The organism is Erythrobacter sp. JK5, assembly GCF_018205975.1.
Taxonomy (GTDB): domain Bacteria; phylum Pseudomonadota; class Alphaproteobacteria; order Sphingomonadales; family Sphingomonadaceae; genus Erythrobacter.
Genome location: NZ_CP073577.1, coordinates 469187 through 489945, shown reverse-complemented (window position 1 = coordinate 489945; position 20759 = coordinate 469187). Strand labels below are relative to the sequence as shown.

The 20759-nt window shown below is 64.8% G+C and carries 24 protein-coding genes and 1 pseudogene; 10 read left to right on the top strand and 15 right to left on the bottom strand.

The annotated features are described in order from the left end of the window. Positions 1-2 precede the first annotated feature (2 nt). Complete coding sequence (locus KDC96_RS02260; protein ID WP_212450342.1) at positions 3-260, top strand: ATP synthase F1 subunit epsilon; 258 nt, start codon at positions 3-5, stop codon at positions 258-260. A gap of 74 nt (positions 261-334) precedes the next feature. On the opposite strand, the gene KDC96_RS02255 is transcribed toward KDC96_RS02260, so the two are convergent. Beyond that, entirely contained in the window at positions 335-823 is a 489-nt protein-coding gene (locus tag KDC96_RS02255; RefSeq protein ID WP_212450340.1) for an Rrf2 family transcriptional regulator, read from the bottom strand. A 63-nt stretch (positions 824-886) separates the two neighbouring features. Between KDC96_RS02255 and KDC96_RS02250 the strand changes: the two genes are divergently transcribed. The 3 genes from KDC96_RS02250 (at position 887) to KDC96_RS02240 (ending at position 4196) form a co-directional block, all read left to right on the top strand. Next, positions 887-1507 (top strand): hypothetical protein, encoded by a 621-nt coding sequence (locus KDC96_RS02250; RefSeq protein ID WP_212450338.1) that lies wholly within the window; start codon positions 887-889, stop codon positions 1505-1507. Positions 1508-1627: 120 nt separating this feature from the next. After that, a complete protein-coding gene (locus KDC96_RS02245; RefSeq protein WP_212450336.1) occupies positions 1628-3751 on the top strand; it encodes a prolyl oligopeptidase family protein in 2124 nt (707 codons plus the stop codon). A gap of 205 nt (positions 3752-3956) precedes the next feature. Next, positions 3957-4196 carry a DUF1153 domain-containing protein gene (locus tag KDC96_RS02240; RefSeq protein ID WP_212450334.1) on the top strand — a complete coding sequence of 80 codons (240 nt, stop codon included), beginning with the start codon at positions 3957-3959 and terminating at the stop codon, positions 4194-4196. Positions 4197-4230: 34 nt separating this feature from the next. On the opposite strand, the gene KDC96_RS02235 is transcribed toward KDC96_RS02240, so the two are convergent. Both KDC96_RS02235 and KDC96_RS02230 read right to left on the bottom strand, forming a co-directional pair. After that, complete coding sequence (locus KDC96_RS02235) at positions 4231-4878, bottom strand: heme-binding protein (protein WP_212450332.1); 648 nt, start codon at positions 4876-4878, stop codon at positions 4231-4233. A 74-nt stretch (positions 4879-4952) separates the two neighbouring features. Next, positions 4953-5222 (bottom strand): HNH endonuclease, encoded by a 270-nt coding sequence (locus KDC96_RS02230; RefSeq protein ID WP_212450330.1) that lies wholly within the window; start codon positions 5220-5222, stop codon positions 4953-4955. A gap of 59 nt (positions 5223-5281) precedes the next feature. On the opposite strand from KDC96_RS02230, the gene KDC96_RS02225 reads away from it, so the two are divergent. Next, positions 5282-6007, top strand: a complete 726-nt coding sequence (locus KDC96_RS02225) for a glutathione S-transferase family protein (protein ID WP_212450328.1) — start codon at positions 5282-5284, stop codon at positions 6005-6007. Here KDC96_RS02225 and KDC96_RS02220 read toward each other — a convergent pair. Further along, positions 5988-6353, bottom strand: a complete 366-nt coding sequence (locus KDC96_RS02220; protein WP_212450326.1) for a VOC family protein — start codon at positions 6351-6353, stop codon at positions 5988-5990. The genes KDC96_RS02225 and KDC96_RS02220 overlap by 20 nt on opposite strands. Positions 6354-6372: 19 nt before the next feature. Continuing rightward, positions 6373-7728, bottom strand: a complete 1356-nt coding sequence (gene glmU, locus KDC96_RS02215) for a bifunctional UDP-N-acetylglucosamine diphosphorylase/glucosamine-1-phosphate N-acetyltransferase GlmU (protein ID WP_212450324.1) — start codon at positions 7726-7728, stop codon at positions 6373-6375. Positions 7729-7817: 89 nt separating this feature from the next. Between glmU and KDC96_RS02210 the strand changes: the two genes are divergently transcribed. Together KDC96_RS02210 and KDC96_RS02205 are read left to right on the top strand one after the other, a co-directional pair. Next, a complete protein-coding gene (locus tag KDC96_RS02210; RefSeq protein WP_212450321.1) occupies positions 7818-8513 on the top strand; it encodes an HAD hydrolase-like protein in 696 nt (231 codons plus the stop codon). Positions 8514-8681: 168 nt separating this feature from the next. After that, positions 8682-9611, top strand: coding sequence for an SDR family NAD(P)-dependent oxidoreductase (locus tag KDC96_RS02205; protein WP_212450319.1), 930 nt, complete (start codon positions 8682-8684; stop codon positions 9609-9611). A gap of 51 nt (positions 9612-9662) precedes the next feature. On the opposite strand, the gene KDC96_RS02200 is transcribed toward KDC96_RS02205, so the two are convergent. Genes KDC96_RS02200 through KDC96_RS02180 form a run of 5 tightly spaced genes read right to left on the bottom strand, consistent with a single transcriptional unit; the run spans position 9663 to position 14171 of the window. Beyond that, on the bottom strand, positions 9663-11060 hold the full coding sequence (locus KDC96_RS02200) for a DUF1963 domain-containing protein (RefSeq protein ID WP_212450317.1): 1398 nt from the start codon (positions 11058-11060) through the stop codon (positions 9663-9665). Between the two features lie 2 nt (positions 11061-11062). Next, positions 11063-11431, bottom strand: a complete 369-nt coding sequence (locus KDC96_RS02195; protein ID WP_212450315.1) for a DUF2794 domain-containing protein — start codon at positions 11429-11431, stop codon at positions 11063-11065. Next, positions 11431-12144: a serine O-acetyltransferase EpsC gene (gene epsC, locus KDC96_RS02190; protein WP_212450313.1), complete on the bottom strand. Its 714-nt coding sequence runs from the start codon at positions 12142-12144 to the stop codon at positions 11431-11433. The genes KDC96_RS02195 and epsC overlap by 1 nt, the downstream gene beginning before the upstream one ends. A gap of 54 nt (positions 12145-12198) precedes the next feature. Continuing rightward, complete coding sequence (locus KDC96_RS02185; protein ID WP_212450311.1) at positions 12199-12840, bottom strand: ATPase; 642 nt, start codon at positions 12838-12840, stop codon at positions 12199-12201. A 29-nt stretch (positions 12841-12869) separates the two neighbouring features. Continuing rightward, positions 12870-14171, bottom strand: a complete 1302-nt coding sequence (locus KDC96_RS02180) for a heavy-metal-associated domain-containing protein (RefSeq protein ID WP_249171881.1) — start codon at positions 14169-14171, stop codon at positions 12870-12872. A 71-nt stretch (positions 14172-14242) separates the two neighbouring features. Between KDC96_RS02180 and purM the strand changes: the two genes are divergently transcribed. Genes purM through KDC96_RS02165 form a run of 3 tightly spaced genes read left to right on the top strand, consistent with a single transcriptional unit; the run spans position 14243 to position 17503 of the window. Next, the gene (gene purM, locus KDC96_RS02175) at positions 14243-15340 is read left to right on the top strand and encodes a phosphoribosylformylglycinamidine cyclo-ligase (protein ID WP_212450309.1); all 1098 of its coding nucleotides are present in this window, start codon (positions 14243-14245) and stop codon (positions 15338-15340) included. Continuing rightward, positions 15333-16295 (top strand): phosphoribosylglycinamide formyltransferase, encoded by a 963-nt coding sequence (gene purN / locus KDC96_RS02170; protein WP_212450306.1) that lies wholly within the window; start codon positions 15333-15335, stop codon positions 16293-16295. Before purM ends, purN begins: the two co-directional genes overlap by 8 nt. Continuing rightward, positions 16295-17503 carry a sulfotransferase gene (locus KDC96_RS02165; protein ID WP_212450304.1) on the top strand — a complete coding sequence of 403 codons (1209 nt, stop codon included), beginning with the start codon at positions 16295-16297 and terminating at the stop codon, positions 17501-17503. The genes purN and KDC96_RS02165 overlap by 1 nt, the downstream gene beginning before the upstream one ends. Before the next feature lie 66 nt (positions 17504-17569). Here the strand turns inward: KDC96_RS02165 and ndk are convergent, their stop codons facing one another. From ndk to KDC96_RS02140, 5 genes and pseudogenes are all read right to left on the bottom strand, one after another. Then, positions 17570-17992, bottom strand: coding sequence for a nucleoside-diphosphate kinase (gene ndk, locus KDC96_RS02160; RefSeq protein WP_212450302.1), 423 nt, complete (start codon positions 17990-17992; stop codon positions 17570-17572). 116 nt (positions 17993-18108) lie between these two features. Next, positions 18109-18618, bottom strand: coding sequence for a hypothetical protein (locus tag KDC96_RS02155; protein ID WP_212450300.1), 510 nt, complete (start codon positions 18616-18618; stop codon positions 18109-18111). Between the two features lie 60 nt (positions 18619-18678). Further along, positions 18679-19113 (bottom strand): DNA polymerase III subunit chi, encoded by a 435-nt coding sequence (locus KDC96_RS02150; protein WP_212450298.1) that lies wholly within the window; start codon positions 19111-19113, stop codon positions 18679-18681. Further along, positions 19110-19253, bottom strand: a complete 144-nt coding sequence (locus KDC96_RS02145) for a DUF2256 domain-containing protein (protein WP_212452307.1) — start codon at positions 19251-19253, stop codon at positions 19110-19112. Before KDC96_RS02145 ends, KDC96_RS02150 begins: the two co-directional genes overlap by 4 nt. A gap of 17 nt (positions 19254-19270) precedes the next feature. Next, positions 19271-20723: pseudogene (locus KDC96_RS02140) on the bottom strand (leucyl aminopeptidase). Positions 20724-20759 lie beyond the last annotated feature (36 nt).

The window sequence follows — 20759 nt, the reverse complement described above, 5'->3', positions numbered from 1 at the left end:
CCGTGGCACTCCACTTCGAACTCGTAACCCCGGCCAGACTGGTCCGCTCGGAAGACGTCCACATGGTCGTCGTGCCCGGCACCGAAGGCGAATTCGGCGTGCTGGAAGGCCACGCGCCGTTCATGAGCACGATCCGCGACGGCGCGGTGCAGGTCTACAAGACCGAAGGCGCCGCGCCCGAGACGATCGAAGTGCGCGGCGGCTTCGCCGAAGTCGGCGAGAACGGCCTGACCGTGCTGGCCGAACACGTCGAGAGCTAGGCATTCATGAGACCCTGCGAAAGCGGGGAACTCGCAAGCGACGAAAGGGCGGCCGAAAGGGCGCCCTTTTGCATTCATCCCACCTGGCGCTGCACCCACCCGGCGATGTCGAGCAGATGCTCAGGCGAGGCGTTGACGGCCACTTCCTGAGCGATCGAGGCGAGCGAGCGGGAGGCCAGCGCCGCGCGATAGGCGCGCTCGGCCTCGGCGAAGGCCGAAGCGATCTCGCACGGGCGCCTGCAATCCTTGCGCTTCAGGCCGCAGGGGCCGTTCTGGCGAATTTCGGTGCAGCGAAACGCCGGCGTCGGGCCCTCGATCGCGGTCACCAGATCGAGCAGCGAGATCTCGTCGATCGGGCGCGCGAGCCGGTATCCCCCGCCCTTGCCGCGCACCGATTGCACGATCCCTGCACGGCGAAGCAGCTGCATCTGCTTGGCGAGGTAGGCCGATGGCACTTCGAAGTAATCGGCCAGCGCATCTACGCTCAAGCCCCGCCCCGGTGGCACCAGCGGCAGCATCGCGCAGATATGCGCGGTCCATTCGACGCCTTTTCCCAACTGCACGCTTGACTCCTTAATCGGATATTCTTTATCCGGATAAACGATATCCAGTTAAGGAGAAATGGCATGTCGATCGAGGCAAGGCAAGCACACCGCCGGGTCGCGCTGTTCATCGGTTTGTTTCTCGTGGTGCATTTCAGCGCGCACTTCGCCGCGCTCGACAGCATCGTCGCACAGGATGCGGTGCTGCAGATCGGACGCGCGGTCTACCGCATACCGATCGTAGAGGCGGCGCTGGCGATCGCTCTCGCGGGGCAGGTCGTCCTCGGCATCACCCTGCTGCGCCGCATAACCCGCCGCAAACGCAAGGATTTCTGGCACTGGGTGCAGTTTGCGAGCGGCTGCTATCTCGCCTATTTCATCGTGATGCACACCACCTCGGCCCTGGTCACCCGCCTGGTGCTGGACCTCGACACCAATTTCTACTGGGCCGCGGGGACACTGGTGCTGGATCCGCTCAGATACGGCTTTGCCCCCTATTACCTGCTGGTTGTGACCGCGCTCGTGGCGCACCTGATCGCGGCGCTGCATTTTCGCAAATCCCGTGGCTGGCACGCGCCTGCTCTGGTGCTGGGGCCGCTGGCTGGCTTGCTGATCGTGCTCGCTTACAGCGGCGCGTTTTACGAGATCGAATTGCCGCAGGCGCATCGGGAATTCTTCGCCTCCTATCCGGGCGTCGCCATGTGACCTTTTTCGGCAAAGCAAACCCCTTCACAAGTCCAGCCGCAGCCGCCACATACGCTCCAGCGATTTCCCGCATGGAGAGGACATTTGAAGCTTGTTTCCACACTGGCATTGGCAGCCGCGATGACACTCACGACTGCAACCGGCGCGAACGCCGACGACCACATCGACCAGAGCGGCATCCCCGGCCCCGAACAGGATCCGTATATCTGGCTCGAAGAAGCGCGCAGCGACGAGGCGCTCGAATGGGTGCGCAACGAGAACGCGCTCACTCTGGCGCACATGGAAGCCGATCCGCGCTTCGAGACGCTCAAGAACGAGGCGCTCGAAATCCTCGATAGCGAGGACCGCATCCCCTACGTCTCGTTCCGCCCGGACGGGCTGTACAATTTCTGGCAGGACAAGGACAATCCCAAGGGCCTGCTGCGCCGGACCACGCTGGAAAGCTACCAGACCGACGATCCCGAATGGGAAGCCGTGCTCGATATCGACGCGCTGGCCGCGGCCGAGGGCAAGGAATGGGTCTACAAGGGCTCGACCTGCCTGCCGCCGGCCCTGACGAAGTGCATGATCGCGCTGAGCGACGGCGGCGAGGACGCCACGATCCTGCGCGAATTCGACATGTCGACAGGACAATTCGTCGAAGGCGGCTTCGTGCTCGAGGAAAAAAGCCAGGGCGGGATCCAGTGGGTCGATGACGACACGCTGCTGGTCGGGCGCGATTTCGGCGAAGGCACGCTGACCGAAAGCGAATACCCGTTCACCACGCGCGAATGGAAACGCGGCACCGATATCGCCGATGCTCCCGAGATTTTTCGCGGCAAGCCCAACGATGTGTGGTCCGGCGCCAGCCTGTTGCGCGACAACACCGGCACCGTCCACGCGCGCACCGCGTTTCGCGCGGTGAGCTTCCATGAGACCGAGTATTTCGTCGAGAAGGACGGCGAGTGGGTGCAGCTCGACATTCCGAAGAAGGCGAACCCATACGGGATCGTCGACGGGCATCTGCTGTATTCGACCGACGTCGACTGGGAGACCGACGGCCAGACCTTCCCCGCCGACAGCCTGATCGCTGTCGATCTCGAGGAGTGGAAGGCCGATCCCAACGGCGCGGCGAAGTCGCTGGTCTGGTCTCCGGGTGAGCGCCAGACCAAACAGGGCGGTGCGATCACCGGCAACGCGCTGTTCGTCGCCATGCTCGATAATGTCGTCGGCAAGGTGATGCAGTTCAATTATGTCGATGGCGCGTGGGTGAGCGAGCCGGTCGATCTGCCCGAAAACGCCACGGTCGATATCGCTGCGAGCTCGGACGAGACCGACCAGATCATGTTCACGGTCACCGACTTCCTCAATCCGACCACGCTACATTACGCGGACGGTAGCGCTGCGCCGAAGGTGCTCAAGACCTCGCCCAGCCGGTTCGACAAGACCGGGATGGAAGTCGAACAGCTGATGGCGACGAGCAAGGACGGGACGCAGATCCCATACTTCATCGTCAAGCCCAAGGGCATGCAGATGGACGGCAGCACGCCGGTACTGATGGGCGGTTATGGCGGGTTCCAGGTTCCGCGCCTGCCCGGCTATCTCGGCATCACGGGCAAGCTGTGGATGGAGCGCGGCGGGGCCTATGTCATCGCCAATATTCGCGGAGGGGGCGAATTCGGCCCGCTGTGGCACCAGACCGCAATCCGCGAGAACAAGCAGCGCACCTGGGACGATTTCATCGCCGTGGGGGAAGACCTGGTGGCGCGCGGCCTCACCAGCCCGGAGCATCTCGGCATCCAGGGCGGCTCGCAGGGCGGGCTGCTGGTCGGGACCGCCATCACCCAGCGGCCCGATTTGTGGGGCGCGGCGATCATCCAGATCCCGCTGTTCGACATGCTGCGGTTCCACCTGATCGGGCGCGGCGCGTCGTGGACCGGCGAATACGGCGATCCGCGCATCCCCGAACAGCGCGCCTGGATCGAAGGGTATTCGCCGTATCAGAAGCTGGTCGAGGGCGTGGACTACCCCACCCCGTTCCTGTGGGCCTCGACCGCCGACGACCGCACGCACCCCGCGCACGCGCGCAAGGGTGCCGCGCGGCTCAAGGAGCTGGGCCAGCCGTATTTCTATTTCGAGGACATGACCGGCGGCCATTCGGGTGGGGTCGACAACGAACAGCGCGCCAAGCTGCAGGCGCTGCAATATGTCTATCTGATGCAGCAGCTGATGGATGGGCCCGGCGACTCGGCCGACGGCGGGTAATTCGTGCAGCCATTTCGAACGCTGGAGGCGGTCCCGAAACGGGCCGCCTCTTGCGTTTGTAAAGCGCTCCGACAGTCTGACTTCGGTTCGCCGCAAGCCCGGCACAGGGAAAGCCGTTAACGCCAAATTAACCCTGTTTGTCAGGCCCGCGTTAACCCCGAAAATCGAGCATTGTCAGGCAACAGGGGCGAACAGGAGACGAAAAATGGCTTATCCCGAACACACGTCCATCGCCGATGCGATCAAGCGCTACCACCTGCCGGAATCGCACCGGGTAAAATGGTCGCGCAACCGCAAGGCGAATGTCGTCCGCGCCGTCCACGACGATGCACTCAGCTTTCGCGAGGCGCGCGATCTCTACCTGCTGAGCCAAAGCGAATTCGAGCAGTGGGAACAGCAATTCGGCGTCAGCGACCAACGCGCTCGCTCACTCGAAGTCGCCTGACGCCCCCGACGCGAGGTGATGGGAGCGGTCCGGCCTAGTCGGCCTCGACCTCGATCATCACCTCGTTGCGGCGCAGCGGCCCGGGCACCATCGGCGCGTCGTAGAACGCGTATTCGAAGTCGCCCACCGGAGTGAGTTGCTGTGCCGTCACCCATTTCAGAAGCTCGCGCTCCATCGCTTCCGTTTCGGCTGGACGCGCGTAGCCGTTGAAGCGCACTGCCGCGATCCGCCGTTCCGGAATTTCTGTCAGCGTGATGTCTTCGGGTGCGGGCGGCAGGGTTGTCAGCGTGTATTTCGCCGGCATCACGAACCGCATCCGCCAGCGGTCCTTGGCGATCTCATCCTGCAGCACCGGCGCGGTCATTGCGATCTTCTCGTCGCGCGGGGCGCGGCCTTGCAACACCGGCGAGGTCATGGCGATCGGCTCGCCGCCTTCGGGCCGGTCCTGCGCGAAAATGTAAGCCGCAAGCCTCCGGAAGCTCTTGCCGCTCGCTTCACGCCGGTTGCCGGAATGGGTCACCTCGGCGACCACCAGCGCAGGATAATCGCGCAGCTGGAACGCCCGGTCTTCCCTCACCAGGGCGAAGTCTGGTTCCTCGCTGTCGCGATACTGGGCATAGGCCGCGACCGCTCCGACAGCGGCGATCCCGAGACCCCCGACGACCCATTTCCCGATACCCATATTTGTGCTCCTGATGGTGCTGGTTACGCCCTATCAGCAGCTACGCGCGACATTGGTTCCCGGATGCCAAGCGGTCAGCGGCGCGTGGGGGCATGGAAATCGAGCGGTTTGCCCGCGACCCACCGCACGAATTTCGCCACCGCCGGATGCGCGCGGATATTGTCCGCATCCTCGCCAATCCGCGCCAGTTCGGCGTTCGAGAAATTCGCGTGGATCGTCTTGTGGCAGATCGGATGGACGGGGACGGTGCCGCGCCCCTTCTTCGCCTTCGGCACGGGATGATGCCACTGGACCAGCGTCTCGAACGGGCGTTCGCACAGCCAGCAGGTGAGTTCCTCGTCCATTTCCGCTTTCTAGCCAAGCGAGAGAAAATGTCTAAGCTGCGCGTGGAAAGGGACAATCCATGACGGGGCTGCGCGCGTATCATCTGCCGGGTCGCTGGGGGCTGGTCTCGGTCAGTCCCTTCTGTCTGAAGCTCGATGCATTCCTGCGGATGACGGGAATAGAGCACGATTCCGTCACCGCGGCGACGCCGTTCGGCGGTCCCAAGAAAAAGGCACCGTGGATCATCTACAAGGGGCGCACCCTTGGTGATTCGGCACTCATCATCGTTTTCCTGACCGGGGAGTTCGCCACGGATGTCGACGCACACCTTTCTGCAAAGCAACGCGGGATAGCGGTCGCGATCCAGCGCTTGGTCGAGGAGAACCTCTACTGGGCGATGGTCTACGACCGTTGGTGTCGCGACGAGAACTGGCCGATCCTGAAGGCTTCGGTGCTGGGCGATATCCCGGCTCTGCCGCGCGCGATCCTGGCACCACTCGCGCGCCGAGGGGTGAAGAAGCAACTCGCTGGTCACGGGATGGGCCTCCACTCGGACGAAAATATCGCAGCGATCAGCAGCAAGGATATCGCGGCCCTCGGTCGAATTCTGGGAGACGGTCCGTGGTTCTTCGGTGATGCGCCGAGCCTTGCTGACGCGACCGTCTATTCCCTGCTGGCCAATATCGTCTACGTGCCGTTCGCGAGCCCGATGAAGGCGGCGATTGCGAGCGACCCAAGCCTGACCGAATGGCTCGAGAGATTTCGCGGCGCAGTCTATCCCCAGTTCACACCGGAAACTGCGTAAGCGACAGCGTGTTGCCGTCGGGATCGCGGAACCAGCATACTTGTGCGCCGTCCGGCGTGGTCCAGATGTCGCGTTCATCCTGTTCGAGGAAATCGTAGGAGGCGAAGCCTGCCCCGCGCTCCGCCAATCGATCGCGCGCGGCGGCAATATCATCGACCGCCCAGCCCAGCGCGGTGAACGGGTGCGGGGTCAATTGCTCGACCTTTTGCACCCGCAGCATGCCATTGCCGGTGTCGTATTCGAGCGCAAACGGCGAATCGTCGGTCAGCTCGAAGCCCATCGTGTTGCTGTAGAAATCGCGCGCCTCGTCATGATTGGCGCTGGCGACGAACTGGATCGGGGTCATCGGCTTGGCTCCTTTCGCGTCATTCCTTCTTTGCGGCCGCCGCTTTCTTCTTTTTCATCGTGTCGTGGAACCGGTCGGCCCAGCCCTGTTTTACCAGCTGTTCGCCGCGTACCATACGCAGATCACCGGCGCCGACATCGCGGCTGACGGCGCTGCCCGCCGCCACGATCGCGTCGGCGCCGATGGTCACCGGGGCGATAAGAGCGCTGTTCGATCCGATGAATGCACGGTCGCCGATCACGGTCTGGTGCTTGAAATAGCCATCGTAATTGCAGGTGATCGTGCCCGCGCCGATATTGGCGTACTGGCCGACCGTGGCATCGCCGATGTATGACAGGTGGCTGGCCTTCGCGCCCTTGCCCAGCACCGCCTTCTTGATCTCGACGAAATTGCCGACGAAGCTGTCCTCCTCCATCACCGCGCCCGGACGCAGCCGCGCAAAGGGGCCGACCTGAGCGCCGCTGGCGATGGTCGCGCCCTCGATGTGGCAGAAGCTCTTGATGTGCACGCCGTTGGCGATTTTCACACCCGGACCGAAAACGACATTGGGTTCGACCAGCACGTCACGCCCGATCTCGGTGTCCCAGCTGAAGAACACCGTCTCGGGTGCTTTCAGCGTCGCACCGTTCGCCATCGCCTCCTCGCGCTTGAGCGCCTGCCACTGCGCCTCGGCGGCGGCGAGTTCGGCGCGGCTGTTGATGCCGGAGACCTCGCTCGACCCGGTTTCGACCACCTGCACCCTGTCGCCCCGTGCGATGGCTCCGGTGGCGACGTCGGGGAGATAATATTCGCCCTGCGCGTTGTCGTTGCCGACCGCATCCAGGAGCGGCCACATATCGTCCGAATGCGCAACTATGAGGCCGGAATTGCACAGGTCGCAGGCGCGCTCTTCTTCGCTGGCGTCCTTGTATTCGACCATCTTGCGCACAGTGCCGTCGTCATCGGCGATGATCCGGCCGTATTGCAGCGGATCGTCCGGACGGAAGCCGAGCACCGCGACCTTCGCCCCGCTCTCGAGCGCCCCGGTCAGCTTGCGCACGGTTTCGGCCCTGACCATCGGGCAGTCGCCGAAGCACACGAGGATGTTGCCCGAAAAGCCGGAAAGGGATTCCCGCGCCTGCAAGGCGGCGTGCGCGGTGCCCAATTGCGGCTCCTGCAGCGCGGTCGCGATGCCGCGGTCTGCGAGCGCTTCGTCCAGCTGCTCGCGCTTGTCGCCGACCACCACCACGGTCTTGCGCGGCGACAATTCGCCGAAGCTGTCGAGCAGGTGCATCAGCATCGGCTTGCCGGCAATCGGATGCAGCACCTTGTGCAGGTCGCTCTTCATGCGGGTACCCTTGCCCGCGGCCAGGATAATGGCGGCAAAATCGGTCATGCGGCGTCCTATACCACTGAAACGTCTGTGTTGGCGCGCTTGCCAGCAAATGCTTGCGGATTGAAGTCCTATCCTGCACCGCGCCCGGCATGACTTTTTCCCGGGCGGATTTCCCTTTCGATGCGGTCGGGTTCGACCTCGACGGCACGCTGCTGGATACGTTTCGCGATCTCGGCGCAGCGGTCAATCACGCGCTTGCGCTTGGGGGATTCGACCCGGTGCCGGTCGATTCGTCGAAAGATCTGATCGGCGGCGGGGCGAAGATCATGCTGGCGCGTGCGGTCGAACGGCAGGGTGGCCTGCCGGAGGACGAGTTCCGCGCGCTCTACAAGGCGATGCTGGGCTACTATGCGGACAACAACGCGGTGCATACCACGCCCTACCCGCACGCCCGTGACGTGGTCGGGGAGCTGACCGCGCGCGGCATCAGGCTGGCGGTCGTCACCAACAAGTTCGAAGGGTTCGCGCGCAGCATCCTGACCCGGCTCGATTTTCTCGCGCCGTTCGAAACCGTGATCGGCGGCGACAGCCTGGGCAAGGGATCGGACGGTCGCTACCTGGCCAAGCCCGGTCCCGAACCCGTGATCGAGGCGCAGCGCCGCTGCGGCGGAGGACGTTTCGCGTTCGTGGGCGATTCAACCTACGACGTGAAGGCGGCGCGGGGGGCCGAAGTCCCGGTAATCGCCGCCGGTTACGGCTATTGCGACAAGCCGCCGCACGAACTCGGCGCGGATTCCGTCATCGATTCGCTGGGCGGCCTGATTTCCGCCTTGGAAACGCTGTAACCCGCGCAAGTTGCCGCCTAGGCGGGAACTCGCCATTTAGCGGACGTTACGGAATCGCAGCTTCCCATTTGCCCCTGTTGCAAGGCAGCGAAGAAAGTGCCACGCAGCGCCGCACACAAGTTTACGCGCGCGTAAACCGCGCCGCTTTCATTGCAGGAGACACATCTCATGAGCATCACCTTCAAGGACAAGGTCGCCATCGTCACCGGTGCCGGCGGCGGTCTGGGCCGCGAATACGCGCTCGAACTCGCGCGCCGCGGCGCGAAGGTCGTGGTCAACGATCTCGGCGGATCGCGCGACGGCACCGGCCATTCGGACATGGCGCTGCAGGTGGTCGAGGAAATCGAGAAGATGGGCGGCGAAGCCATGTCCAACGGCGGCAGCGTCACCGAATACGACCAGATGGAAAAGATGGTCGCCGACGCCAAGCAGAAGTGGGGCGGCGTACACATCCTCATCAACAATGCCGGCGTGCTGCGCGACAAGACCTTCCACAAGATGAGCCCGGAAGACTTCGAATTCGTGCTCAAGGTGCACCTCACCGGTTCGGCTTTCGTCACCAAGGCGTGCTGGGAAACCTTTCGCGAGCAGGCCTATGGCCGCGTGCTGATGACCGCTTCGTCGACCGGGCTGTTTGGCAATTTCGGGCAGGCAAACTATGGCGCAGCCAAGCTTGGCCTCGCCGGCCTGACCAAGACGCTCCAGCTCGAAGGCGCGAAGTACAACATCAGGGTCAACACGCTTTCGCCGGTGGCAGGCACGCGGATGACCGAAGACCTTTTCCCGGAAGAGGCCTTCAAGCTGTTCGACCCAGTGAACGTGGTCCCGGCCGCGCTGTTCCTCGTCAGCGAAGACAGCCCGACCAACGCGATCGTCGGCGCCGGTGCAGGCGGTTATCATTCGTCCTGGACGGTCATGAACGATGCAGTGTGGCTGCCCGAGGGTGAGCGCACTGTCGAAGGCTTTGCCGACAACTGGGACAAGATCAGCGAATTCTCCAACCTCAAGGCACCGCAAAGCGGTTCCGAACAGTCGGGCGCGATCCTTACCGCGATGCAGAAAGTGACCGGAACGGGACCGAGCAGCGCGCGGGGCTAAACCATAAGAACCTGGCCGGCCCTTTGGTTAAAGTCCACGGGACCGGCCAACTCATCCAGCCATCATGCCTATCACGCGACTGAAATCTCGGGCTGCAAGATCGTCAGGATCGATCCAGAAGCTGCACTCGCCCATGTCCCAGAATTGCCAGCCAACGCCGGGGTCGCTGCACAGGTTCAGCAGGCAAATCTCAGGATTGTCCGCCGACTGAGCGCCTTGAGACGCAGGAGCCTCTCCCAACATTTGCGAAAACTCGGCGGACGTCGGGAATAAACTCTCGTCCGCAGCATCATACACCCATTGCGGGAGAGCCTCTGACATAGCGCGATCCCCCGCGCACGCGCGAACAACGTACTTCGCGGACTCCTTTAGCCAGCGACCTGTCATGCCGTGCCAAGTCATTCGCTCGTCGACACTTTTTAGCCAATCGCGAAATTCAATCCGCTCAGGCGCCGTGGGGCACATCCCGTGAGCGTACTCCAGCGCTCGTTTCAGCCAGACTTGCGCCTCATCCTGGACGTCCTGATCTGCCTTTTGACGTTTGGCGACGAATTCCGGTGTCACGTCGTCGCCGTATTGCCGAGCGCCCTTGAGGTCATTCCTGAGCGCATATCTGAGCATGAATTCGACCAGAAACCAATATTCGGGAAACTCCTCCGACGCGCAGACTTCTCTCGCCCTGTAGCTCTCAAATCGATCCCAACGGGGCCCTCTCTCTCTGCGAATGGCGCGTTCGAACGCCCGCGTTCGAACATGAGGCAGGATGTCTTCGTAGAGGTCCCAAACGCCCTGATCCGGTGCCGGCCTTGTATCCAGCTTGGGAAGCGGACGCATCCATGGCCAGATCCTTCTCAGCGCATTTCTATGCCGGAAGGCGCGAGACGTCTTTGCCCACGGTTCATTCGATTGATGAATCAACGGCGGCAAACCTGACGTATCGGGAAAGCTCTCCATCGGGCAAAGCTGAATTGGCCATTTAACATGCACCAGCGGCGGAGGATCCGAATCCAGTGCCACTTCACGAAATGCCGATTCCTGAAACATGCCGCGTATCGGTTTGAGGTCGGGGGGAGGTTGAACTTGACCACCGACCCTTGCCTTATCATCGGCAAATATGACCCTGCAGCATTCCTCGGGTCTTTCTATGTTCCAACTCTGCTCCTCATCATCACGCCCGAAAAAGTAGAGAATCCCGCGTTTCGGCAATGGCGTTGACCACGTGATTTCCGAGCAATCGATCTGGCAAAAGAAGTGCAACGCCACGCCATCTGTAGTGCGTGGCCATTCACAGTCACTGGGGAGTGTTGGCAAACCACCGAAGTAGCTGAGGCTCTCCGGCACCGAGTGGGGCGGATAAGGCCGGTGCAGGAGAATCGCCGGACTCTGATAGCGCTTGAATAACTCGGCTGCCCGAAGGATGTCGGTCGATGTTTCGCCTTGCTCGGACACTTCTAATCCCCGTCCACCGCTTTCAGCAGCCGTCGCTCCATCGGGGCCAGCACGTTCACCAGCTCGTGTCCGCGTTTGAGCACCTGGCCGTGCTCGCCGAACAGCGTCCACATGCCCTGTTTGCCGCGCAGCGCCGGGCGCTTCTCGACCCGCGCCTGCGGACGCTCGGCACTCCGGCGGAAGGCCGCGAAAGTGGCGGCGTACTGGTCGAAATCCATCGCGTAATCGCGCCACTGACCGGCTGCGACCATTCGGCCATAAAGGTCGAGAATGCGCTGCAATTCCTCGCGTTCGAACCCCACCTGATCGCTCGCGCGGCCGGGAAAGGCAACGACCTGGCCTGACAGCCCGGTCCCGAGACCCGCACTCATCAGTCGGCGGTTCCGCTTTTCTGGGCGAGTTCAGGCTCCGGCTCGACAGCAGCGGCCTGCGCGGCCTTGAGGCTCGCGATCTCGGATTTCATCGCCGCAAGCTCGCTTTCGAGCTTTTCGATGCAATCGACCCGGTTGCCCTCCGAATCTTCGCATGGGGTGCCGTAGGGGATGAATTCCTTGATCCAGTCCTCAGCCGGAACCAGCGTCGAGCGCGCTTTGAAACCCACCATCGTCGCGCCTTCGGGCACGTCCTCGGTCACCACCGCATTGGCCCCGATCCGGGCACGTTCGCCGACCGTGATCGGCCCGATGATCTGCGCGCCCGAGCCGATAATGACATTGTCTGCGATCGTCGGGTGGCGTTTGCCCCCCACACCGTTGGTCGGGTTGGTCCCTCCCAGTGTCACGCACTGGTAGATCGTCACGTTGTCGCCGATCTCGGCTGTTTCGCCGATCACGGTAAAGCCGTGGTCGATGAAGAAGTTCTTACCGATCGTGGCGCCCGGATGAATGTCGATCGCGGTCAGGAATCGCCCGAAATGGTTCACGAACCGCGCGAGGAAATACAGCTTGGCATCGAACAGCCAATGCGCCGCACGGTGGAATCCCAGAGCCCAAACCCCTGGATACAATAGGATTTCCCAGCGGGACCGGGGGGCTGGATCGCGCGCCCGGATAGAGTCGAGATAGGCGGTCAGCCGTTCGAACATGTCAATCTCCTCCCACCAAACGCGCGAGAATGCAAATGGGCCTTCCGGCCGGGGTCAGAACAGGCGCTGCTGCTCCGGACCATGGAGGGCCTCCAGCGCGGCCCGCCACACCGACATGGTGGCGGGAACCTGTCGTTCAAGGCTGATGCGATCCACCGTCGCAATCAGGTGCTCCAGCGCTTCGAAGCTGCGTTCGGCCCGCGGCACCAGATAATCCGCGGCCCCGTCGGCGAGCGACAGGCCGCGCTGTTCGGCGAAGGCGGTGACCAGTTGCGCCGCCATGGCGTCATCGGGATCGCCGATCTCGAGCTGCAGCGAACCGCCAAGCCGCGAATTGAGATCGGGCAGCGCGATTTCCCACGGGCGGCTGTCGGCGATCAGCAGCAGCCGTCCGCCGGCCTGCGAACCGCCCGGCTGGATTGCGTTCCAGCGGTGAAACAGATCGGTTTCCTCGAGCCGGTCGGCGCCGTCGATCACCGCAATTCCCTGCGCACCGGCCCAGCGCCCCAGCAGCGACTTGCCCGCACGCGGCGGCCCAGTAAGGATCGCGGTACCGAATGGCCAGCCGTCGGGATCGCCCAGCGCCTCGACCGCGGCGCGATTGGCATTGCCGACCACGATCCGTTGCGGCGCGGCCTTCGCCCCCGGTTCGAGGGGCAGCGCGATCTGCGATACCGGGATGCGGGAATCGGCCATCGTCCGCAGCAATACCAGAATTGCCCGCCCTAGCGGCTGATCGCGAGCGCGTTCGCACCCTGGCGGACGGTGAAGCCGCGCGAGCGCAGGCCTCCGGCGAGTTCCTCGAGCGATCCGGCAAAGCTCACGCTCATTACCGAGGTTCCGCCCATCGCCGTACTCGTCACCGCAACCGATCGCACGCCCGGCGTGCCGCGCACGCCCGAAAGCGCCGCATCGAAAGTCTGCGGATCGGGCGAGGCGAACTGCACCACGATATTGCGCACAGTCATCGCCGGCGGCGGGGTGGGAGCGGCCGATTGCGCGGACGATTGCGCCGCGCTCGGCGCGGCAGCCGCCGCCGCGGCGGCCGCGTCCCGGGCGCGAATCGCGCGGCCGATCTCGATCAGCCGGGCGATCGCCGGATCGGTATCGCCCGATCCGCCGGACGTCAGCGTCGGATCGGGGCGCAGCTTGCCGTCGGCGAGCGCCTGCGAGAAGATCCCGTCCATCCGCTCGACCGCCTGCGACAGCATCGCGGGCAGGTTTTCAGGGCTGTCGGCGGTCAGTTCAAAGCTTTCGAGGAAGCGGCTGTCGGGACCGTAGCGCGCGGTAAAGATGCCGGTGATCGGCCCGCCGGGAAACTGGTGTTCGAACCGTGCGATCGGCGTCAGCGTGTCGGCGGCGCCGTACTGGTCCAGCACCGCGCGCCACCACGCACGGCTGCGGCGACCGGTCTGGCCGTAGTTCAGCAGCAGCGAATCGCCACCAGCTCCGCTTGGCCGCACGTAATCGATCCGGCTGGTACCCGGGTTGAATTCCGCCCAGGCGCGCTGCCACGGATTGCGCACCTCGAACACGGTATACGTGCCGCCGGTCACCGTGACCGGGATCAGCAGCATCGGCGCGGAGCTGCGCTGCTGCGCCGCGCCTCCGAGATAGCGCCCGGCGCGCTGGCGATCGAAGATCACGCCGAGTGTCGCAATGTAGCGTTTCGGCCCGATCCGCTCGCGCTGGATCACGATTGCTGAGACCATCGCCTGCAGCTGCCCATCGGACACCGCCGGACCATCAATCTTGTCCCATGCCTTGCGCTGCGCCTCGCGCCACGCCTGCTGGCGGGCTTCCTCTCCGGTATCGGCGCGAATATCGACCTCGATCCCGCGCACCTCGATATCGGCGCTCGAGGCGGTCGGCGCGATCCCGCGTTCACCGGTCACCTGCGCGACGAGCAAGGCATAGCCCCCGGCAAGCAGCACCAGCGCCAGTGCAGCGCCGACCACCCAGCGTAGCGGGGGGATCGCTCGGATCGGGGCCTCGGGAACCGGGCCGGAAAGAGTGCGTGCCGCCATCATGGGGGAAATCGAGCGCCTTTTGCCCAAAGGCGAGTGGAATTCCAAGCGTGAAAGGGTAAACGCGAGGCATGAGTGGCGGGAAAACATCATACACCTACGAACAGGCAGGCGTTTCGATCGAAGCCGGCAACGCGCTGGTGAAGGCCATCGCGCCGCTGGCCAAGGCAACGGCGCGGCCCGGCGCGACCAGCGAGCTGGGCGGATTCGGCGGCTTTTTCGATCCCAGGGCCGCTGGTTACGTCGATCCGATGCTGGTCGCCGCCAATGACGGCGTCGGTACCAAACTGAAGCTCGCGATCGAGCATGACCGGCACGACACGGTCGGGATCGATCTCGTCGCGATGTGCGTCAACGATCTGATCGTCCAGGGTGCCGAGCCGCTGTTCTTCCTCGATTATTTCGCTACCGGACGGCTCGAGACCGGGGTGGCCGAGCGGGTCGTTGCGGGGATTGCCGCGGGCTGCAAACTGGCAGGCTGCGCGCTGATCGGCGGCGAGACGGCGGAGATGCCCGGCATGTATGCCGATGGCGATTACGATCTGGCAGGCTTCTGCGTCGGCGCGGTCGAACGCGGCGAACAGCTCACTGGAGACAAGGTCGCACCCGGCGACGTGCTGGTCGGTCTCGCCAGTTCCGGGGTGCATTCCAATGGCTATTCGCTGGTGCGGCGGCTGGCGGCGGATTTCGGGTGGAAGCTCGACCGTCCGGCGCTGTTCGATCAGGAACGGCTGCTGATCGATGCGCTGATCGAACCGACGCGTATCTATGTCGCGAGCGTGCTGCCGCTGATCCGCGCCGGACTGGTCCGCGGGCTGGCGCATATCACCGGTGGCGGACTGCTCGAAAACATTCCGCGCATCCTGCCCGATGGCGCGCACGCCATGATCGATACCGATGCCTGGGCGCAGCCGCGGCTGATGGCGTTCCTGCAGGCTCAGGGCCGCATCGAGCCCGCCGAAATGGCGCGCACTTTCAATTGCGGCGTCGGCATGGTGCTGGCGATCGCGCCCGATGACGTTCCTGCGGTATCCGCACGGCTCGAAGATGCAGGCGAATCCGTGCTGCGCGTCGGCACCGTCGAGGCGGGTCAGCGCGGCTGCACCGTACGCGGATCGCAGGGCACGTGGTCGGCCAAGGAGGACTGGGAGGCGGTGCACCTTGCATAGGGCCAGGGTCGCGATCTTCATCTCTGGAACCGGCACCAACATGGCGGCGCTGCTCTACGCCAGCTTGCGCGACGACAGCGCCTACGAGGTGGTGCTTGTCGCCAGCAATGTCGCCACTGCGCCGGGGCTCGCGATCGCCGAGGGCGAAGGCATCGCCACCTTCGTGCACTCTCACAAAGGGGTGAGCCGGGCTGATCACGACGCGGCAATGGAGCGCGCGCTGGTCGATGCGAAGGCCGAATACCTGGTGCTCGCGGGCTACATGCGCATCCTGTCGGACGGTTTCGTGCGCCGCTGGGAGGGCCGGATCCTCAACATCCACCCCTCGCTGCTGCCGCGATACAAGGGGCTCGACACCCATGCCCGCGCCATCGCCGCGGGGGACAGCCATGGCGGGGCGAGCGTGCACATAGTCACGCCGGAGCTCGATGCGGGCGAGGTGCTGGCGCAGGCACGGGTCGCGATCCGCAGCGACGAAACGCCCGAAAGCCTGGCCGAGCGCGTCAAGTTCGCCGAGCACCAGCTCTATCCGCGGGCGGTCTCGAACTATGTCTCGCGCGGATACGATGCCGAATATCTCTATGCGCGGGTTCGCGAGCTGGCGCTGGCCCTGCCCGAAACGCACGCGCGCGACAGCCACGGTTCGCCCGGCTTCCGGGTCGGGACCGAGAAATCGGGCAAGTTCTTCGCGCATTTCAACAACCAGCATCACGGCGAAGAGCACATCGCGGTGCTCGTGAAAACCGGCGGAATGGACGAGCTGCTGGACCTCGTCGAGGCGCAGCCGGAGATCTATTTCAAGCCCGCCTATTACGGCGCGAGCGGCTGGGTCGGGCTGATCCTCAACCGGCCCGGCGTCGATTGGGAGCATGTCGACGAGTGGCTTCAGCGCAGCTGGCGCAGCGTCGCCCCGGCGCGATTGACCAGGCTTATCGGCGCGGCGGAGATGTTCTGATGGCGCCCCCTCCCCGCGCCCATCCGCTCGCCCGCGCGCCGATCGCCGATCGCGCCAGCGGTTTCCTGGGACAGGCCTGGGACAGGGGCTGGCTGCCCGAACCCGCGCTCGACGCGGACGAACTGTGGGCGCTGGCCGCGAAAGGGTTCAGGAATCGCGCCGAGGAAGCCGAAATCGGCGGACGGCGCCCGGATGACGTCGCGGATTTCCGTCTGCGGCTGCACGTGCTGACCGAAGCGGTGCAGGACGAGGCCGATCTCAACCCGCTGGGCCGCGCGATGGCGCATGGTCAGTTGATGCGGGTGATCCGCGCGCGGCTGCGGTTCGGGGAACTGTGGTCGCGGCGGCCCGAACTGCTCGCCACCCGGCTCGCCCCACCGATCATCGTGATCGGCCACATGCGCAGCGGCACGACGCGCATCCACAAGCTGCTGGCTGCCGATCCGGCGCATTCGCACACCCGCTATTGCGACGCGTGGCACCCGGTCCCCAGCACCCCCGATCTGCGCCTCGCCAGGGGTGCGATCGACATCGCGCTGCTGCGCGGGCTTAACCCGTGGGTCCAGTCTATCCACCCGATGGCCAGCGGCGAGGTCGAAGAGGAACTGGCGTGGATCGCGGGGGCGCTCAACCATTCTATCTACGAATCGCAGTGGCGCATCCCGACCTATTCGGCGTTCAGCGAAGCGCGCGACCCCGCGCCGGTCTATCGCGAATTCGCACGCGTGCTGCGCACCGATGCCGCCTATCGCGGGCTGGCCGACAAGCCGCGCGTGCTCAAGGTCCCGCAATTTGCCGAAGACCTTGCAACGCTGCTCGTCCAGTTTCCCGATGCGCGGCTGGTTCTGGCCCAGCGCGATACCGATGCGGTGCTGCGCAGCGCGGTCTCGCTCGCGGCGAACCAGATGGCGATCCAGAGCGACAGCTGCGAACTCGACCGGATCGAAGCGCTGTGGCGGCACAAGATCGCGCTGCGCGAAAAGCGGATGGAGACGGCGCTCGCGGAGTGGCCCGGCCCGATCGCGCGCCTGCATTTCGATGCGCTCAACGCCGATTGGGAAGGCGAGATCAGGCGCACCTATGCCGAACTGGGCCTCGACCTGAGCGACGCGGCCCTCACTGCGATGCGCGCGACCATGGCCGACAGCCAAAGCGGCGACCACCGCGCGCATTCGCAGCAGCTCAAGCGCTTCGCCGCGCGCGGCTGAGCATCGCACAAACGAAAAGGGCCGCCCGGTCGGACGGCCCTCTCGAACGGTCGGCTCGGATCGCGATCAGCCGACGATTTCGTCGTCGTTGAAGAAGAACGCGATCTCGATCGCGGCGTTCTCGTCGCTGTCCGAACCGTGGACGGTGTTTTCGCCGATCGACAGCGCGTGCTCCTTGCGGATCGTGCCTTCGGCGGCTTCGGCCGGGTTGGTCGCACCCATCACGTCGCGGTTGCGCTTTACCGCGTCTTCACCTTCGAGCACCTGCACGACCACCGGCTCGCTCATCATGAATTCGACCAGCTCGCCGAAAAACGGGCGTTCCCTGTGGACCGCGTAGAACCCTTCGGCCTGCTCGCGGGTCATCCGGATGCGCTTCGAAGCGACGACGCGCAGGCCGGCTTCCTCCAGCATCCTGGTGACGGCGCCGGTCAGGTTGCGCTTGGTCGCATCGGGCTTGATGATCGAAAAGGTGCGGGTAACCGCCATTGTCTTTATCCTTGAGAAGAGAGGGCGCAGCTTGCGGCGCCGGGAGTGGAATTCGCCGCGCGCCCTTAGCCCCGGCAGGGTCGCGGTTCAACCCTTTCGCAACACCGCCGCGCGGTCTAGCCGCCCGGGCGCTGACCGAGCATCAGCTGCGCCTGCGTCGGCCCGTCGCCGTCGCGCGAGGCGTTGACCGATACGGTGAGGCCGCCGGGGCCCTCGCCCGCGATCATCATGCCCTGTTCGGTGGTCATCTGCAGCTGGATTTTCACATCCGCCGCCTCGGCCTGCTTGCGATAATGGCCGATCACCTTTTCGGGCGCATCGCCGGTCTGAAGCATCAGCATCGTGCCTTTGCCATCGGCATGGTCGATGGTGGTATTGCTGACCACGCTCGCGCCGGGATAGAGGGTGAATCCGCCCGGCAGATCGACCGGCACGTTCGCGCCCGAGCGCATCGTCGCCGTCCCATCGGGTGTTTCGATCGTGGCGCTGGCCTCGGCCGAACCGCCGTCGATAGTATAGGTGCCGGATTCGCCATCCTCGGTGGTGAACTCGCCCGAGCGTTCCGATCCGCAGGCGGCCAGCAGGAGGGCGACGGAACCGGCGAAGATGGTGGACAGACTGCGCATGATCGAACTCCCCTCGTTTCAGACCGGATCATCCCCGATCCGCATTCGCGGCGCAAGCGATCAGGCGACCTTCACCCATTTGCCGCCGTCCTGTCGGTAGAACGACCGTTCGAGATCATCGGTGCCGTCGAGCGAGCGCCACGTCGCCCGCGCCTGCTCCAGCGTCGCCGCGTCGAACAGCAGGAAACTGCGCGCAAATCCCGGTGCATCGCGCCAGGCACCGTCAGCATAAATCACGTGGCTCGCCCGGTTGGCCGGCTCGGGCGAATCCGACAGCAGGATCGGCTGCGCTTCGGGCTGCGCCCCCGCGGCATCGCCATGCGCGAGGAAGCTTTCCGGCCCGGAATTCCACAATCCGCGCGAAATCGCCTCGCGCTGGTCGGGATCGGCGCTGACCACCAGCAGCCGCTCTCCTGAATCGAGCACGCGCTGCGCGATCAGCGCCACGACTTTCTCGACCGGGTCGTTCGAGAGCTGCCAGAAGTCTACCTTCATGCCGGCGCGGACCTATTGCGCCGGCACCGTTCGGAGCAATACCGCACGCTGTCCCAATCGCGCTCCCACTTCTTGCGCCAGCTGAACGGCAGGCCGCAGGTCTCGCAGATCTTCGATGGCAGGTCCGATTTCTTGCGCATGCGCGCCACGGCTCTTCCTACTCCGCCACATCCGCAACCAGCCGGTCGATCAGACGCACGCCGTAGCCGGTCGCGCCCTTGTCCCAGCTGTGTCCCGGCTTGTCGGCCCAGACCATTCCGGCAATGTCGCAATGCGCCCACGGCAGGCCTTTGCGAATGAAGCGGTGGAGGAACTGCGCCGCGGTGATCGAACCGGCCTGACGCGGGCCGACGTTCTTGATGTCGGCGATCGGGCTGTCGATCAGCTTGTCGTAAGCCGGGCCGATCGGCATCCGCCACAGCTTGTCGCCGGTCGCCGTTCCTGCCGCCAGCAAGTGTTCGGCGAGCGTATCGTCGTTGGCGAACAACCCGCCATGCTCGTTGCCCAGCGCGATGATCATCGCCCCGGTCAGCGTCGCGAAGTCGACGATCCGCGCCGGGTCGTATTCCTCCTGCGCCCAGTGCAGCGCGTCGCACAATACCAGCCGTCCTTCGGCATCGGTGTTGAGCACTTCGACCGTCTGGCCGCTCATCGTGGTGACGATATCGCCCGGACGCTGCGCCTTGCCGTCTGGCATGTTCTCGACCAGCCCCATCACGCCGATGACATTGGCCTTCGCCTTGCGGCTGACCACCGCGAGCATCCCGCCCGCGACCGCGCCTGCGCCGCCCATGTCCCACTTCATGTCTTCCATCCCGGGCGGCGGCTTCAGCGAGATGCCGCCGGTGTCGAACGTCACACCCTTGCCCACCAGCACGGTCGGCTGTTCATCGCCGCCCCCGTCCCAGCGGATTGCCAGCAGGCGCGAGGGCCGCTCGGACCCCTGCCCGACACCCAGCAGCGCGCCCATGCCGAGCTTCGCCATGGCCTCGTCGTCGAGCACGGTAATTTCAGCCCCGGTCCCTCGAACGCTTCGCGGCAGAGTTCGACGAAGCTTTCGGGATAGACGATGTTGGCCGGTTCGGCGACGAGCATGCGAGTGAACTCGACGCCCTTGGCAACTGCAGCGGCGGTTTCCCATGCAGCCTCCGTGCCCGCAGGGGCACCGACGACATGCACGGTCGCCAGCGTGGGGCGCTTGTCTTCGGCAAGCTTGGTCCGGTATTTGTCGTGCCGCCAGGCGCGTAGGCGCAGGCCCAGCAGTGCCGCAGCCGCTTCCTCGCCCGACAGGTCGGCATGGCCGAGATCGAGCACCATCGCGCTCTCGCCCGACACCAGGAACTTTGCGGTGAGCGATGCGCCCGCCTTTTCGATGTTGAGCCGCCGACCTTCGGCTGCGCTTTCGCCCGCACCTGCAAGCGCGACGCGGCGCAGGCTTCCGCCGGCCATCGCGAAGCTCTCGAACACCTGCCCGGCCCGGCCGTTGAACCGCGCTGCCTTGGCTCCGTCGGCGATGGCCGCATCGAGATCGGAAAGCGCATCCCCCTGATTGACGATCCGGGCGGTTAGCCGGACGTTGGCAGGGGCGTGTCGGTGAAGAGGATTTGCATGATGTCTCCGCGAATGGGGCGAACCGCGCAGGGCGG

What these genes read in the sequence shown, in the direction of transcription:
- KDC96_RS02250 (WP_212450338.1), top strand. Translation starts at nt 887, where the DNA reads ATGTCGATCGAGGCAAGGCAAGCACACCGCCGGGTCGCGCTGTTCATC.
- KDC96_RS02245 (WP_212450336.1), top strand. Translation starts at nt 1,628, where the DNA reads ATGACACTCACGACTGCAACCGGCGCGAACGCCGACGACCACATCGAC.
- KDC96_RS02240 (WP_212450334.1), top strand. Translation starts at nt 3,957, where the DNA reads ATGGCTTATCCCGAACACACGTCCATCGCCGATGCGATCAAGCGCTAC.
- KDC96_RS02235 (WP_212450332.1), bottom strand. Translation starts at nt 4,878, where the DNA reads ATGGGTATCGGGAAATGGGTCGTCGGGGGTCTCGGGATCGCCGCTGTC.
- KDC96_RS02230 (WP_212450330.1), bottom strand. Translation starts at nt 5,222, where the DNA reads ATGGACGAGGAACTCACCTGCTGGCTGTGCGAACGCCCGTTCGAGACG.
- KDC96_RS02225 (WP_212450328.1), top strand. Translation starts at nt 5,282, where the DNA reads ATGACGGGGCTGCGCGCGTATCATCTGCCGGGTCGCTGGGGGCTGGTC.
- KDC96_RS02220 (WP_212450326.1), bottom strand. Translation starts at nt 6,353, where the DNA reads ATGACCCCGATCCAGTTCGTCGCCAGCGCCAATCATGACGAGGCGCGC.
- glmU (WP_212450324.1), bottom strand. Translation starts at nt 7,728, where the DNA reads ATGACCGATTTTGCCGCCATTATCCTGGCCGCGGGCAAGGGTACCCGC.
- KDC96_RS02210 (WP_212450321.1), top strand. Translation starts at nt 7,818, where the DNA reads ATGACTTTTTCCCGGGCGGATTTCCCTTTCGATGCGGTCGGGTTCGAC.
- KDC96_RS02205 (WP_212450319.1), top strand. Translation starts at nt 8,682, where the DNA reads ATGAGCATCACCTTCAAGGACAAGGTCGCCATCGTCACCGGTGCCGGC.
- KDC96_RS02195 (WP_212450315.1), bottom strand. Translation starts at nt 11,431, where the DNA reads ATGAGTGCGGGTCTCGGGACCGGGCTGTCAGGCCAGGTCGTTGCCTTT.
- epsC (WP_212450313.1), bottom strand. Translation starts at nt 12,144, where the DNA reads ATGTTCGAACGGCTGACCGCCTATCTCGACTCTATCCGGGCGCGCGAT.
- KDC96_RS02185 (WP_212450311.1), bottom strand. Translation starts at nt 12,840, where the DNA reads ATGGCCGATTCCCGCATCCCGGTATCGCAGATCGCGCTGCCCCTCGAA.
- KDC96_RS02180 (WP_249171881.1), bottom strand. Translation starts at nt 14,171, where the DNA reads ATGGCGGCACGCACTCTTTCCGGCCCGGTTCCCGAGGCCCCGATCCGA.
- purM (WP_212450309.1), top strand. Translation starts at nt 14,243, where the DNA reads ATGAGTGGCGGGAAAACATCATACACCTACGAACAGGCAGGCGTTTCG.
- KDC96_RS02165 (WP_212450304.1), top strand. Translation starts at nt 16,295, where the DNA reads ATGGCGCCCCCTCCCCGCGCCCATCCGCTCGCCCGCGCGCCGATCGCC.
- ndk (WP_212450302.1), bottom strand. Translation starts at nt 17,992, where the DNA reads ATGGCGGTTACCCGCACCTTTTCGATCATCAAGCCCGATGCGACCAAG.
- KDC96_RS02155 (WP_212450300.1), bottom strand. Translation starts at nt 18,618, where the DNA reads ATGCGCAGTCTGTCCACCATCTTCGCCGGTTCCGTCGCCCTCCTGCTG.
- KDC96_RS02150 (WP_212450298.1), bottom strand. Translation starts at nt 19,113, where the DNA reads ATGAAGGTAGACTTCTGGCAGCTCTCGAACGACCCGGTCGAGAAAGTC.
- KDC96_RS02145 (WP_212452307.1), bottom strand. Translation starts at nt 19,253, where the DNA reads ATGCGCAAGAAATCGGACCTGCCATCGAAGATCTGCGAGACCTGCGGC.